Below are 13333 nucleotides of genomic sequence, written 5' to 3'. Positions count from 1 at the left end.
TGAGCGCTGGGGTTCCCCCATCGACCGCCTCCCGCTAATGTTTTTTCATGATCAAAACGGTTGGGATCTTTGCTGCGGTCCTCCTGGTCGCCGGGTGTGGCGGCGGCGGTACGCCGACGGCCCCCAGCAGCGCGGCGTACGGGCCCGACACCAGCAAGATCGAGGTGCGGGGTGACGCGTCGGGGGAGGTCAACGACCTGGCCGTAAAGGCCATCGCCAACCTACAGGAGTTCTGGGGCAAGCAGTTCCCCGACCTCTACGGCAAGGACTACGAACCCGTCGCGGGTGGGTTCTACGCGGTGACCCCGTCATCGGGCGATCTTCCGCCGTGCGCGACGGACGCGAGCGAGATCTCCGGCAATGCGTTCTACTGCTCCACCGAGGATGTCGTGGCGTGGGACGCCGAGGGTCTGCTGCCCGATCTTCGAAAGCGTTTCGGCGACTTCGTCATTCCGGTCGTCCTCGCCCACGAGTGGGGGCATGCCGTTCAAGCCCGTTCCAACTTCACCGCCCGCACCGTGACCAAGGAGCTGCAGGCGGACTGCTTCGCCGGGGCGTGGTCCAAGCACGCGCAGGACGACCAGGTCTTCGACGTGAACAGTGCCAACCTCGACTCGGCCCTCGCCGGCATCCTCGAGTTGCGGGACACGCCAGGCACCAGCAACATCGACCCGTCGGCCCACGGCAGCGGCTTCGACCGCGTGGGCGCCTTCCAGGACGGCTTCGACAACGGCATAGGCAGGTGCAAGGACTATCGCGACGACGACCCGATGGTCCTCGAGCTTCCGTTCAACGACGAGGAGGACGCCGCCAGCGGTGGCGACGCGCCCTACGACTCCATCGTCAATGGCGTGCCGTACGACCTCGAGGACTACTGGACGCAGGTCTACCCGGAGATCACCGAGGGTCGGCAGTGGCAGCCGGTGCGGGGGCTCGAGCCGTTCGACCCGTCGAGCCCGCCCAATTGCGGTGACCAGTCGGCCGAAGGTTACGTGCTGTTCTATTGCATCCCAGCCGATTACATCGGCTGGGACAACGTCGACACCATGCCGACGGTGTACCGGCAGGGTGGTGACTACGCCGTCGCCACGTTGCTCGCCACCCAGTACGGCCTGGCGGCGCTGACCCGGTTGGGCGACGACTCCGATGAGAAGACCTCGACCCTGCGGGGAGACTGCTTCGCCGGTTCCTACACGGCCAGTGTCCTGCTCTACAACCGCCCGCAGACCAGCACGTTCCACATCTCGCCCGGTGACCTCGACGAGGGCATCAAGGCGTTGCTGGTGTTCCGCGGTTCGGGAGACGTGGATCGACAGGGTGCCGGCTTCGCCAGAGTCCGGGCGTTCCGCGAGGGAGTGATCGAGGGAGCTGCCGCGTGCAAGGAGTACCAGGCCTAGCGGCCCGACGGGGCCGCCGGTCGCGGCACCGCCGCCTTGCTGCCCTGGCCGATCCACGTGGGGATGGCGCGGCGCACCTCAGCCGGCCCGGACACGGACACGCTGCCGTCGAGTAGCGCGTGTGACCAACCGAGGTCGCCGCGCCAGATCCGGGTCAGCGTCAGCAGAGTGGTCTCCACCGTGCCGCTCACCTCGTAACCGGGGTCGGAGTTGCAGACGTCGGCCTGACCGTCGGCTACCACCAGCCACCAGCGCGACGCCCTGATTGCCGTTCCGTCGAAGTGAAAGGCGACCGTGGTTCTCGTGAGGGGCCACTCGCCGGCGGGCACGGTGCGGTGGATGTCCCACATCAACAGGTGAGGGTCGAGGTCGGCTTCGCCGAGTTCGCTGATCCAGCGCACACCCCAGCGCCCCAGCGCATCGACGACCTCGCCGAGTTCCCGGCCGCACGGGGTCAGCGAATAGGAGGTGCGACCATCGATCTCGACGCGCTCGACGACTCCGGCGCGGGTGAGCGACTTGAGGCGTTTGGACAACAGAGCAGGTGACATTCGCGGCACGCCACGCCGCAGCTCGTTGAAATGGCAACTGCCGAGAAGCAATTCACGCACGACGAGCAGGGTCCACCGTTCGTCGAGCAGTTCCATTGCCTTCGACATGGGGCAGAACTGGCCGTATCCGGACACGTCGTTTCTCCTCTGCCTCTCGATCGGCGACGCAGAAGCCGTGAGGACCATCGAACCAGGGTGGTACAGATCCGTCACTAGTTCGAGCAGATCCTTCCAAGCGACCATGTCCCTCACCAGAAGGGAAGGATCGATGATGACTGCCGTAGTCCAGGATCGAGAACTGGAAGCCAAACACCGTGCGCTGTGGGCGCTGGGTGACTATCGCGCGATTGCGGAAGGGCTAGTTGCCCCGCTGGGGCCGACATTGGTCGCGGCGGTGGGCGTGGGCCGCGGGGACCGGGTACTCGACGTGGCGGCGGGAACGGGCAACGCCGCGATCGCCGCGGCGAAGGTCGGGGCAACGGTCATCGCGAGCGATCTGTGTCCGCGGCTGCTGGAGCAGGGGCGCGCCACCGCCGCCCAGAAGGGAGTCGAGCTCGAGTGGCGCGAGGCCAATGCCGAGGCGCTGCCCTTCCGCGACGGGGAATTCGACGGGGTGCTGTCGTGCATCGGGGTGATGTTCGCGCCGCATCACCAGCAGGCGGCCGAGGAGTTGACCCGGGTGTGCCGACCCGGTGGTGCGATAGGGCTGCTGAGTTGGACGCCAGAGGGATTCATCGGCAAGCTGTTCGCCGCGATGAAGCCCTACGTCGCTCCGCCACCGGCCGGGGTGTCATCACCACCCCTGTGGGGCAACGAAGATCACGTTCGGGAGCTGCTGGGCGATCGCGTCACCGACATCGTGACAGAACGCCACCGCTTGCCGGTCGGTATGTTCGCCGACGGTGCGACGTTCCGCGACTACTTCAAGGCGAACTACGGTCCGACGATCGCGGCCTACCGCGGACTCGATGGCGACGAGGCGCGGATCGCGGCCCTGGACGCCGACCTCGCCCGCCTCGCCGACGAGGCACTCGCGGGATCGTCGGCCATGGATTGGGAGTATCTCGTCGTGCTCGCGACCAAGCGTTGAGCATCGATCTGGGGGCTAGTGTCCATGTCCCTCGGACCTTCGGTGGTGTGGAATTGATTCGGCGGTTACGGAGTTCGTCTAGGTAACCGCACCACCCGCAGAACCGAGGAGCTACCCCATGTCCGTTCAGTTGAAGACACATGCGCTGTTGGCTGGCATGGCCACCGGCGGTCTGATCGCCGCCGGCGTGATCGGCCTCGGCACACCGGCCGCATCGGCCGTAGCGGGTTGTTCGGACGTCGAGGTCGTGTTCGCCCGCGGCACCGCCGAACCGACGGGATTCGGCCATGAAGGCCAGGCGTTCATCGACTCCCTCAAGGGTGACCTGAAGGGCAAGACCGTCAGTGCCTATGCCGTCGACTACCCGGCGTCCTACGACTTCATGCAGGCTACGGCCGGTGCCAAGGATGCCGGCGCGCACGTCCAGGCCACGGTGGCGTCCTGCCCCAGCACGAAGATCGTGCTCGGTGGTTACTCGCAGGGTGCGGCCGTGATCGACGGCATCACGGGGGACCCGGCCTCGCTGTTCGGCTTGGGTCAGCCGATGCCCCCCGAAGTGGCCAATCACGTGGCCGCGGTGGCCGTATTCGGCAACCCCTTGAATCGCTTCGGTGGCTCGCTGAACGCGTTGAGCCCGCTGTACGGCGCCAAGACCATCGACCTGTGCAACGGCGCCGACCCCGTGTGCTCGCCGGGTGACGACCGCGCCGCGCACAGTCAGTACGTCGAGGCCGGATTGACCGCGCAGGCAGCGACATTCGCCGCCGACCAGGTCAAGGCGAACCCAGCCTCAGCCGTCTAGTCGGCGATGGCGGCGGCCGCCGCGGTCACTCGCCGTCCAATGATGGCGATTTCCGCGGACGTTTGGGGCCGCAGGGGGTGGACGGCGAGAATCATTGCGACACAGCCGTGTTGATTGAGAACGGGTCCAGCGATCGTCGCGACCGGGCGTTCGGCGAGCTCGCGGTCGTCACCGGTGAAGCCGACCATCGTCTCGACCAGAAGCTGATCCATTATCCGACGAACGTGGGCAGGCATCCCGTCGCTGAGTAGAGCACCGACCAACTGGGCGGTTTGGGCCAGGGCCGGTGTGGTCAGATCGACGTCGTAACCGCGCTCGCGAGTGCGGGCCAAGGACAGTGAGAGGTTCCTGGCGAGAGGGGGGTTCGACTCGGCGGTGCGGTGAATCCACGCCAGCTGACCCTCCGGACTGTCCCACGCGGCGAAGGCCACGCCGAACGGTGGCGCGTAGGGAATGCGTTCTCCCAGACGGCCGCCGGGGTCGGACGGATGTCCGCCTTCGTGGGCGGTGATGATCAGCGACTCGCCATGCCGCTCCAGTACGGACGCGCGAAAGCCGAACTCGGCCGACAGTTCCTTGGCGGCTGCCCGCGCCGTGTGGGCCAGCGAGCGCGTGACGTCGGCCCGATGTGCAACGACCGCCAGAGCCGGACCCAGTGCGAAGGTCTTGTCGACGGGATCGCGACTGATCCAGCCTCGATCGGACATCGTCTTGAGGATGGCGTGTGCGGTCGCTTGAGTCAGATGCAGTTCGCGTGCGACGTCCGAGAATCGGAGGGGGTCTCGCCCAGGACGGCCGAGCAGTTCTAGGACGTCGAGAACCCTCTCGGTGGGCGCCGACGTCGAACCGCGAATGCTTGACTCCTAGGACTTTCCGGGCTTACCGTCGATCGGTCTCGACAGTTCGACAGTCTTTCTCGAATATTCGATAAGTGCAAGAGAAGGGCCGGCTCGAATGCGTGCGGTGGTGCTGCGAAATGGCGAATTGACGGTCCGGGAGACGGACGATCCGGTGCCCGGTCACGGCGAGTTGCTGTTGAAGACGCTCAGCACCGCGATCTGTGCGTCGGACGTGCACTTCATGGACCACCCCGAACTCGCGATCGACGATCCCACCGGCCGCTCGCTGTACGACCCGGATCGCGACATCGTGCTCGGGCACGAGTTCGTCGGCGAGGTCGTCGGCTACGGGCCTGGCTGCATGCAGCAAATCGCGCTCGGTAGCCGCGCGACGTCCATTCCCATCCGCTTGGTCAACGGTGGGGCAGACGGCTCGCGGATCATCGGACAACATCCCGAATGCCAGGGCAGCTTCGGCGAATTGGTGGTGGTGGCCGAGGTGCTTGCCAGGGCCGTGGGGAGCGGCGTCTCCAGTGACGCCGTGGCTCTGGTGGACGCCTTCGCGGTCGGCGAGTTCTACGTCCGTTCCGCCGACATCGCCATTGGCGAGATCCCGATCGTCTTCGGGGCGGGCGCGATCGGGCTCTCGGCGGTGGCCGCCCTGGCCAGTCGGGGTATCGAACCGATCATCGTCTCGGACTACCAAGCCGAACGCCGCGAACTCGCCCGTGGCTTCGGCGCACACATCGTGGTCGATCCCGCCGAGAGGTCTCCCATCGACGTCTGGCGCGACGTCCGTGCCGAGCGCAACCTCTGGGGCGCCTGCGTCATCTTCGAATGCGTCGGCGCCGCAGGGCTGATTCAGCACATCGTCTCCTCCGCCGACATGGCGACCAGAATCTATTGTGCCGGTGGCTGGTACACCGGTGACACCCTCGAGATCACCACTGCGACGCGACAGGGGGTGACCATTCAGTTTGGCGGAGGACCCATGCCCCAAGACTGGTACGGCACGCTCGACGCGATCGTCGCGGGCCGCCTTGATCCGATGCCCAGCGTCGGGCAGGTGATCACCCTCGACGCCGTGCCCGACGCAATCGAACGAGCTCGACGATCCGAGGGCCCACCGCGGATCATCGTCCACCCGAACGCCGGTGTCGACGGGGCGCCGGGACGCAGAGGAGACTTGTCGTGACCGAACGCGAGGATCGCCAGGACATCTCGGACGTCCTGCTCCGCTACGCCACCGGAATCGACCGCCGCGACTGGGGGCTGTTCCGTACGGCCTTCACCGACGACTGCGAGCTGGACTACGGCGAGATCGGCACGTGGCACGGCGTCGACGCCGTCACCGAGTTCATGGAGACCTCGCACGCGATGGCCGGTCACACCATGCACCGGCTGACCAATCAGGTCGTCGCGGTAGCCGGCGACTCCGCCGAGGCCCGCTCCTACGTCGACGGCCTGATCATGTTCGGCGACGGGGACTCCGGCGTCAATGCCGTCGGCTTCTACGACGACGAGATCGTCCGCACCGAAGCCGGATGGCGGATCGCCCGCCGCCGCTTCACGCCGGTGCGCGTCACCGCGGTAGGGGCCCCGTCATGAACTTCCCCGAGAAGTACGGACCGTGGGCGATCGTGGCAGGCGCGTCCGACGGGGTGGGGTCCGCCTTCGCCGAAGGGCTGGCCGAACGGGGCGTCAACGTGGTGTTGGTGGCCCGTCGCCAAGTCCTTCTCGACGAGGTCGCGGCGGGTATCGAAGGCCGGCATGGTGTTGAAACACGAACGCTGGCAGTCGATCTCGCAGATGACGGAGCCGCGGCGACGATTGCCGACGGCACGGCCGACCTCGACGTCGGGATGCTCGTCTACTGTGCCGGCGCGGACCCCGATTTCCGACCCTTCCTGGCGAACTCAGTCGCGGCGGCGGAGTCGATGATTCAACGGAACTGCACCACGCCGGTGCAACTGTGTCACCACTTCTGTGCGCCGATGGTGGAGCGGGGCCGCGGTGGCATCGTCGTGTTCGGCTCGGGCGCAGGCTTCGTCGGTGCGCCGAACATGGTCGTCTACGGCGCCACCAAGGCGTTCGACATGGTCTTCGCCGAAGCTCTCTGGGGTGAACTCCACGACAAGGGCGTCGACGTTCTGGGCTTGATTCTCGGAAAGACCGATACCCCCGCCCTGCGGCGCTTGGAGCGCGACCTCGGCACCGCGACCGACGATGTGCCACCAGCGGACGCCGTCCCGGCCGGAGAAGTGGTCGCGGATGCGTTCGAGAACCTGGCCAACGGGCCGACGCGCCTGGTTGGGGAGGCCATGCGGGCGGGCATGCAGATGTTGACATCGCTGCCTCGCAACGACGCGGTCCGGCTCATGATGGCCGCCAGTGCCGCCTCGATGGGTCCTGGAACCGACTGAACGGCAACGACTTACGCTGAACACGACGCGGTGGTCGGTGGCGGACGCGACGATGACAGCCATGCCCGATGACGTGCCCGCCAGCCCCACCCTGACCGATGATGATCAGCGGGCTCTCGCAAAGTGGTTGCAGCAGAGCGGTCTGGGTTCGCAGGTGACCGACGTGGAGCCGCTGACCGGCGGCAGCCAGAACATCGTGGTGCGGTTTCGCGTCGACGGCCGGCCGATGGTGCTGCGCCGCCCACCCGAGCATCCGCGGCCGACGAGTGACAAGACGATGCTGCGCGAGATCGCGGTCTTGAGGACACTTGCCGACACACCCGTCCCGCATCCCGGATTCATCGCGGGATGTGCGGACCCCGACGTGCTCGGCGTGGTGTTCTACCTGATGGAAGAGGTCGACGGTTTCAACCCCGGCAACGAGATGGCGCAGGCCTACGTCGACGACGCGGGTGCCAGGCACGACGTCGGCCTTGCCTACGCGGCCGGGCTGGCCCAGCTCGGGAACGTGGCGTGGGAGGGAAGTCCGCTCGCCGCGATCAGGCGGCCCGGATCCTTTCTCGGACGCCAAGTTCCGCAGTTCATCGGTCTGCTCGAGAGCTATCGGCACCCGGCCTACGACCCGGGATCGCTGCCCGGGGTGAGCCGACTGGCGACGTGGCTCGAGGACAATCGACCCGACGACGGGGAGCCCGGCATCATGCACGGCGACGCGCATCTCAACAACGTGCTGCTGCGCCGCGACCGACCCGAACTGGCGGCTCTCATCGACTGGGAGATGTGTACCGTCGGTGACCCGCTGCTGGACCTGGGCTGGATGTTGGTCTGCTGGCCGACCGAGCCCAACACCATCGACGCCGGCTCGGAGCTCGCAGCTCTCGGCGGCCTCGCGGATCGCCGTGAGCTGCTCGATGCCTACACGGCCGCGGGCGGTCGTCGTACCTCCCGGTTGGAGTGGTTCAAGGCGCTGGCCTGCTTCAAGCTCGGCATCGTCATCGAAGGCACCTGGTCGCGTTACCTGGCCGGGCAGGCGAGCTGGGACGCGGGTCAACGTCTGCACGCGTCGGCGATGTCGCTCATCGAACTGGGGACGAGGGTGACCGTGGGCGACGACCCGTTCGTGTAGCGGGGCGGCTACAGGTAGGTGTCGACGCCGAGTTTGACGGCCAGTGCCAACCCCGCTGCGGCGATCATCAGTCGCAGCGGGGTGGCGGGCGCGCGCCGAACGATCGCCGGGCCGATTCGCGAGCCCAGTAGGCAACCGATGCCAAGCGGGACCACGGCCGGCCAATGGATCGGCGCGAAGGCGATGAAGATCACGGCCGCAACGCCGTTGGCCACGCCGAGCACCACGTTCTTGGTGGCGTTGGCGTCGGCCAGGGAGTCGTTGCCCGTGCGGAGGAACAGGGCCAGCATCATCACCCCGGCCGCAGCTCCGAAGAAGCCGCCGTATATGCAGATCGCGAGGATCGCGGTGGCCTGCAGCACTGTCGAGCCTCTGCGACGCGGAACGTCGACCTCTCGCTGTCCACGGGGCACGGCGATCAGCACGGCCGCGACCGCCAAGAGCACCGGCACGGCATTCTCGAATCCCTCGGCGGGGATCGACAACAACAATGCTGCGCCCGCAGCGCCGCCCACCACGGCCGCCGGTACCAAGCGCGTCAGAACGGCGCGCTGGCCCCGTAATTCGGGCAGCGACGCCGAGACCGATCCGATGCCGTTGAACACCAGTGCCACGGTGTTCGTCACGTTGGCCGCCACCGGCGGCAGCCCGATCAGCAGCAGCGCGGGGTAGGTGGTGAGGGAGGCCAGTCCGGCGATGCTGCCCACCAGGCCGCCGCCGATTCCGGCGAGGAATAGCAGCGCCGCATCCCACCAATCCATGTCGGCAGGAAGCCTAGGGGACGCCGAGACCCTCGTCCCGCGGTGCCGACTGGACGCGCTGACGGGCGTGCAGGCGCGCATGCGCGATCGCCTCGTCGAGGTCGTCGATGAGGTGGTTCTCGTGCCGGAGGGAATCGAGGACGCCGACGTTGGTCAGCAAGTCCATGTGCTCGGCCCGGACGCCCTTGATGATGACGGTGATCCCGCGCGACTCGAGCTCCCCGGCGATCTGCCCCAGGGTGTGCGCACCGGTGGCGTCCAGCATCCCCAGGGCGGACATGCGGATGATGACCACCGACACCTCGGGCCGGTCGGCATCGGTGATCGTGTTCGAGATCCGTTCCGCCACGGCGAAGAACATCGCTCCGTCGAGGCGAAGGAGCGCGATCCGCTCGTCGCCGTCCTGACGCGGACCGGGTAGCTCCTCCCGGGTGACGCTGCTGCGGCGAGCCACCGAACGCAACGTGAACAGCGCGGCGACCACGATGCCGATCTGGACCGCATCGATGAGGTCGAAGCACACCGTCACCACGGCGGTGAGCACGAAGGTCAAGGCGTCCGACCGGGTGGAGCGCAAGATCCTCGACACCGTCTTCGGCGAGATCATCCGCAGCGACGTCACCATGAGTACGGCCGACAATGCGCACAGCGGGATCGCCGACACTGGGCCCGTCGCGAAGTACACGATGCCGAGCAGCAGGATCGAGTGCACGATGGCGGAGACCCTGGTGCGCGCCCCGGACCGGGTATTCACCGCGGTACGGGCGATCGCACCCGTCGCGGGCATGCCGCCGAACACCCCCGACGCCACAGAGGCCAAGCCCTGACCGACGAGTTCGCGGTTGGGGTCGTATGGGCCGGTGGGCGCCATGGTGGCGGCGACGCGCGCCGACAGCAAGGACTCGATGCCCGCAAGTGCGGCGATCGCCAGGGCCGCACCCAGGAGGGCCTTCGAGGCGCCCAGATCGGCAGCAGGCAACACCGGTGTCGGCAAGTGGGACGGCAGCTCGCCGATCCGGGCGACGGGCAGGTGCGCCAGAACCACCAGCATGGTGGCGGCGAGGACGCCGGCCAACGACTCCGGAATCGCGCGGTGCAACCGGGGCAGGCCGATCATCAGGGCGGCGACCATTGCTGCCACCGCCAGGGTGGTGCCCGCGGTGGCCCAGTCGACGTGGTTGATGACGTACCAGGCCCCGGAAGGAGCGTTGCGCCCTTGCGGCGCAACGCTTCCCAACGCCGACGGCACCTGCTGCAGGAAGATGATGACGGCGATGCCGAGAGTAAAGCCCTCGATCACCGGCCACGGGATGAAGGTCACCGCCCGTCCGAGTCCGGTAATTCCCGCGGCGATGACCAACAACCCGGCCAGCACGGTGACCAAGGCGATGCTGCCGAGGCCGTACTGGCCGACGATGGGCGCCAGCACCACCGCCATCGCTCCCGTCGGACCCGACACCTGGACGTTCGAACCCCCGAAGACTGCGGCCACCAACCCGGCTACCACGGCTGTGATGAGGCCGGCGGCGGCACCTACCCCCGAGCTGATGCCGAACGCCAGCGCCAGTGGCAGCGCAACCACGCCGACGGTGGCGCCTGCGATGACGTCGCGGCGCCACGAGCGGGGGAGCTCGGCATAGTCCGAACGGTGTGGAAGAAGTCGTGTCAGCGCGCGGGCGGCGCCAACGATCACGGAACACCCGACATCATCAGGAGCTATCCATCATCGGAACGCCCAAGGGGCGGAAGCGCATTGAGGGCATCGTACTGTTCGCTCCTGACCTGAAGGTTGTCGGCCAGGAAGGTGCGCGCGATCGACAGCAGTTCAGAGATCTTGGGGTGGGCGAGCTCGTAGTACACGGCGTTGGCCACCCGCTGACTGCGCACCACGTGGTGGCGTTTGAGCACGGCCAGATGCTGCGACAGCAGGGTCGGCTCGATGGCCGTGGCCACCAGGATCTCGCTGACCGGCGTCGGACGGCCCTGACTGGCAGACAGGATCTCCAGCGTCCTGATCCGCGCCGGATGCGCTAGCGCCTTGAACAGATTGGCCTTGATCTCATACAGCGGCTCCCCGGCTTTGTAGGGGGTGGGGTGGGCCATGGGACACCTCGCTTGATGGATTGACCGAAACTGCATTCCAATCTATTCACCCTAACACGATCGACGATTTCATGATCGAATCCTTCTTGCACGTGCATTCGACAAGCGACTACTGTGACCGTCGTGCCGAAGCGTCTCGTAGTAACGACCCACAGCGGGGTCTGACCCAGACCGACCCCTCGCTGTGGGCGTTGCGCCGTCGGTCGATTCCCTCGACACGAGAAGACCGACACGTGCTCTCCTCCACTTCGACACCCCCCGCCATCAGCGCGGACCCCTACTTCACGTCCTTTGCAGCGCGGTTCGATAGGCCTCTCCCGCGCGCTCTTCGTGACGATGCCGCGACGATGTCCGACGACGCCTTCATAGACCGGTATGCGCCGACGTCTGGACCACTGCGCGTTCGGCACTGGCAATGCTTGGATGCCGAGCGGCCCGCTACCCGATGGGGACCCCAGGCGCGGAACTACCAGGCCACGGTCGCCGTCGGTGACCGCATCGGCACGTCCAGGGTCGCGGCGAGCGGACCGGTCGCCGCCCTGACCTCGATGCTTCACGAGCTCGGCATCGCCGTCGAGATACGGGCGTTCCACCAGCGCACCGCCGACGGCGGCACGGCGACGTTCATCCGGGGCACCGACGGTGTGTACGACGAGTGGGCGATGGGCCTCTCGACGGACCCGGTGCAGTCTGCGTTGCAGGCGGTGGTGGCCTGTGCGAACCGCCTGACCCAGGCGATCAGCGCAGCGGGCGCAGGATGATTGGCATTCCGTCCATCGGCACGGGCATGCCGCCGTAGTCCCACTTCTGCTCACGGCCGGGATGGGCGAGTTCCAGCCGGTACTTGCGGAGCAGCCGGTGCATGATCACCTTCACCTCGAGCTGGCCGAACATCATGCCGATGCACTTGTGCGAACCGCCGCCGAAGGGTGTGAAGGCGTAGCGGTGCTTCTTGTGCTCGCTGCGCGGTTCGGCGAACCGGTCGGGGTCGAACTTCATCGGATCGGTCCAGAACTCGGGCAACCGGTGATTGAGGCCGGGGTAGGCAATCACGTTGGTGCCCTTGGGAATGTGATACCCCAACAGATCGGTGTCGCGGACGGCGCGCCGCATCGCCCATTGGACGGGAGTGACCAGTCGGAGCGACTCGTTCATGACGAGGTCGAGGGATTCGAGCTTCTCCAACGACTCGATGTCGACGGGCCCGTCACCGAGACGGTCAGATTCATCGCGGCAGCGGTCCTGCCACTCGGGGTTCTGGGCCAGGAAGTACGCCATCGTGGTGGCCGTCGACGTGGACGTGTCATGCGCCGCCATCATCAGGAAGATCATGTGGTTCACGATGTCGGCGTCGGAGAACTTGTTGCCGTCGTCGTCCTCGGTCTGGCAGAGCACCGTCAGCAGGTCCGAACCCTCCGCTCCGCGACGCTCCTGCACGCGTGCCTCGAAGTAGGTCTCCAGCAGCTTCCTGGCCTGCAGACCACGCCACCACGTGAAGGGCGGCACGCCGTTGCGAATGATCGCGTTCCCGGCGCGGACCGTCGTGGTGAAGGCGTTGTTGACCTTGGTCACCAGTTCGTGGTCGGTGCCCGGTTCATGGCCCATGAACACCATCGAGGCAATGTCGAGGGTCATCTGCTTCATCGCTGGGTACAGCAGGAAGCGCGGATCGTCGGCGACCCAGTCGCTCGCAATCACCTTCGAGACCACCGTGTCGACCTGCTCGGTATAGCCGACCAGGCGCGTGCGAACGAACGCCTCCTGCATGATCCGGCGGTGGAACATGTGTTCGTCGAAGTCCAGGAGCATCAGGCCGCGGTGGAAGAATGGCCCGATGACGGGAATCCACCCCTCCTGCGAGAAGTCCTTGTTGCGGTTGGAGTAGATCGCTTGTGCGGCATCGGGTCCCAGTGCCGTCACCGCGGGCAGCACGGGGGAGTCGGCGTAGTAGACCTGGCCCTTGGTGCGGTACAGGTGCATGAGGTAATCCGGGCCGCCGCGGAACATCTCGACCATGTGGCCGAGGACCGGCAGGCCAGCGTCACCCATCACCGGTTTGAGGCCGCTGCCCGCGGGCGGTTCGGCCAGGAGGGTCCGCTTGAACTCGGTGCGCAGCAGTTTGCGCTCCAGGGTGCCCAAGCAAGGGAAGTTGTTGATGGACGGCGTAAACCGCCGCTTCGCTTGGTCGAGCAAATAGTCCGGGGTACTGATGGTCGCCATGACAAGCTCCTGGGCCGAGGA

At 66.8% G+C, this 13333-nt stretch carries 14 protein-coding genes; 8 read left to right on the top strand and 6 right to left on the bottom strand.

What is annotated here, in order from left to right; translation table 11 throughout:
• Positions 1-47 precede the first annotated feature (47 nt).
• On the top strand, positions 48-1397 hold the full coding sequence (locus QUE68_RS19365; protein ID WP_284227848.1) for a neutral zinc metallopeptidase: 1350 nt from the start codon (positions 48-50) through the stop codon (positions 1395-1397).
• On the opposite strand, the gene QUE68_RS19360 is transcribed toward QUE68_RS19365, so the two are convergent.
• Positions 1394-2083: a winged helix-turn-helix transcriptional regulator gene (locus tag QUE68_RS19360; protein ID WP_286274266.1), complete on the bottom strand. Its 690-nt coding sequence runs from the start codon at positions 2081-2083 to the stop codon at positions 1394-1396. The two genes, QUE68_RS19365 and QUE68_RS19360, sit on opposite strands and share 4 nt — an antisense overlap.
• A gap of 136 nt (positions 2084-2219) precedes the next feature.
• On the opposite strand from QUE68_RS19360, the gene QUE68_RS19355 reads away from it, so the two are divergent.
• Positions 2220-3038 carry a class I SAM-dependent methyltransferase gene (locus tag QUE68_RS19355; RefSeq protein WP_284235627.1) on the top strand — a complete coding sequence of 273 codons (819 nt, stop codon included), beginning with the start codon at positions 2220-2222 and terminating at the stop codon, positions 3036-3038.
• 118 nt (positions 3039-3156) lie between these two features.
• Positions 3157-3840 carry a cutinase family protein gene (locus QUE68_RS19350; protein WP_284227845.1) on the top strand — a complete coding sequence of 228 codons (684 nt, stop codon included), beginning with the start codon at positions 3157-3159 and terminating at the stop codon, positions 3838-3840.
• Here QUE68_RS19350 and QUE68_RS19345 read toward each other — a convergent pair.
• A complete protein-coding gene (locus tag QUE68_RS19345) occupies positions 3837-4694 on the bottom strand; it encodes a helix-turn-helix domain-containing protein (RefSeq protein WP_284231137.1) in 858 nt (285 codons plus the stop codon). The genes QUE68_RS19350 and QUE68_RS19345 overlap by 4 nt on opposite strands.
• A 109-nt stretch (positions 4695-4803) precedes the next feature.
• Here QUE68_RS19345 and QUE68_RS19340 point away from each other — a divergent pair, with 109 nt between their 5' ends.
• From QUE68_RS19340 to QUE68_RS19325, 4 genes are all read left to right on the top strand, one after another.
• The gene (locus QUE68_RS19340) at positions 4804-5874 is read left to right on the top strand and encodes a zinc-binding dehydrogenase (RefSeq protein ID WP_349816699.1); all 1071 of its coding nucleotides are present in this window, start codon (positions 4804-4806) and stop codon (positions 5872-5874) included.
• Positions 5871-6287, top strand: coding sequence for a nuclear transport factor 2 family protein (locus QUE68_RS19335; RefSeq protein ID WP_284227842.1), 417 nt, complete (start codon positions 5871-5873; stop codon positions 6285-6287). Before QUE68_RS19340 ends, QUE68_RS19335 begins: the two co-directional genes overlap by 4 nt.
• Entirely contained in the window at positions 6284-7102 is an 819-nt protein-coding gene (locus QUE68_RS19330) for an SDR family NAD(P)-dependent oxidoreductase (protein WP_284227841.1), read from the top strand. The genes QUE68_RS19335 and QUE68_RS19330 overlap by 4 nt, the downstream gene beginning before the upstream one ends.
• A 61-nt stretch (positions 7103-7163) precedes the next feature.
• Entirely contained in the window at positions 7164-8228 is a 1065-nt protein-coding gene (locus tag QUE68_RS19325; RefSeq protein WP_284227838.1) for a phosphotransferase family protein, read from the top strand.
• An 8-nt stretch (positions 8229-8236) separates the two neighbouring features.
• Here the strand turns inward: QUE68_RS19325 and QUE68_RS19320 are convergent, their stop codons facing one another.
• The 3 genes from QUE68_RS19320 to QUE68_RS19310 are packed head-to-tail and all read right to left on the bottom strand — an operon-like array spanning position 8237 to position 11092.
• Entirely contained in the window at positions 8237-8989 is a 753-nt protein-coding gene (locus QUE68_RS19320) for a sulfite exporter TauE/SafE family protein (protein WP_284227837.1), read from the bottom strand.
• 13 nt (positions 8990-9002) lie between these two features.
• A complete protein-coding gene (locus tag QUE68_RS19315; RefSeq protein WP_284227835.1) occupies positions 9003-10682 on the bottom strand; it encodes a SulP family inorganic anion transporter in 1680 nt (559 codons plus the stop codon).
• A 23-nt stretch (positions 10683-10705) separates the two neighbouring features.
• Positions 10706-11092, bottom strand: coding sequence for an ArsR/SmtB family transcription factor (locus QUE68_RS19310; RefSeq protein WP_284227833.1), 387 nt, complete (start codon positions 11090-11092; stop codon positions 10706-10708).
• A gap of 347 nt (positions 11093-11439) precedes the next feature.
• Here QUE68_RS19310 and QUE68_RS19305 point away from each other — a divergent pair, with 347 nt between their 5' ends.
• Positions 11440-11853 (top strand): 2-isopropylmalate synthase, encoded by a 414-nt coding sequence (locus QUE68_RS19305; protein ID WP_284227831.1) that lies wholly within the window; start codon positions 11440-11442, stop codon positions 11851-11853.
• On the opposite strand, the gene QUE68_RS19300 is transcribed toward QUE68_RS19305, so the two are convergent.
• The gene (locus QUE68_RS19300) at positions 11831-13312 is read right to left on the bottom strand and encodes a cytochrome P450 (RefSeq protein ID WP_284227830.1); all 1482 of its coding nucleotides are present in this window, start codon (positions 13310-13312) and stop codon (positions 11831-11833) included. The two genes, QUE68_RS19305 and QUE68_RS19300, sit on opposite strands and share 23 nt — an antisense overlap.
• Between the last annotated feature and the right edge of the window lie 21 nt (positions 13313-13333).

It is taken from the genome of Mycolicibacterium sp. TUM20985, assembly GCF_030295745.1.
In the GTDB taxonomy this organism is placed as follows: domain Bacteria; phylum Actinomycetota; class Actinomycetes; order Mycobacteriales; family Mycobacteriaceae; genus Mycobacterium.
The sequence above is the reverse complement of the archived record's forward strand: the minus strand, read 5'-3'. Positions and strand labels throughout refer to the sequence as shown.

Coding starts and splice junctions, on each gene's coding strand:
- QUE68_RS19350 (WP_284227845.1), top strand. CDS start 3,157: ATGTCCGTTCAGTTGAAGACACATGCGCTGTTGGCTGGCATGGCCACC.
- QUE68_RS19325 (WP_284227838.1), top strand. CDS start 7,164: ATGCCCGATGACGTGCCCGCCAGCCCCACCCTGACCGATGATGATCAG.
- QUE68_RS19365 (WP_284227848.1), top strand. CDS start 48: ATGATCAAAACGGTTGGGATCTTTGCTGCGGTCCTCCTGGTCGCCGGG.
- QUE68_RS19310 (WP_284227833.1), bottom strand. CDS start 11,092: ATGGCCCACCCCACCCCCTACAAAGCCGGGGAGCCGCTGTATGAGATC.
- QUE68_RS19305 (WP_284227831.1), top strand. CDS start 11,440: ATGTCCGACGACGCCTTCATAGACCGGTATGCGCCGACGTCTGGACCA.
- QUE68_RS19300 (WP_284227830.1), bottom strand. CDS start 13,312: ATGGCGACCATCAGTACCCCGGACTATTTGCTCGACCAAGCGAAGCGG.
- QUE68_RS19355 (WP_284235627.1), top strand. CDS start 2,220: ATGACTGCCGTAGTCCAGGATCGAGAACTGGAAGCCAAACACCGTGCG.
- QUE68_RS19320 (WP_284227837.1), bottom strand. CDS start 8,989: ATGGATTGGTGGGATGCGGCGCTGCTATTCCTCGCCGGAATCGGCGGC.
- QUE68_RS19330 (WP_284227841.1), top strand. CDS start 6,284: ATGAACTTCCCCGAGAAGTACGGACCGTGGGCGATCGTGGCAGGCGCG.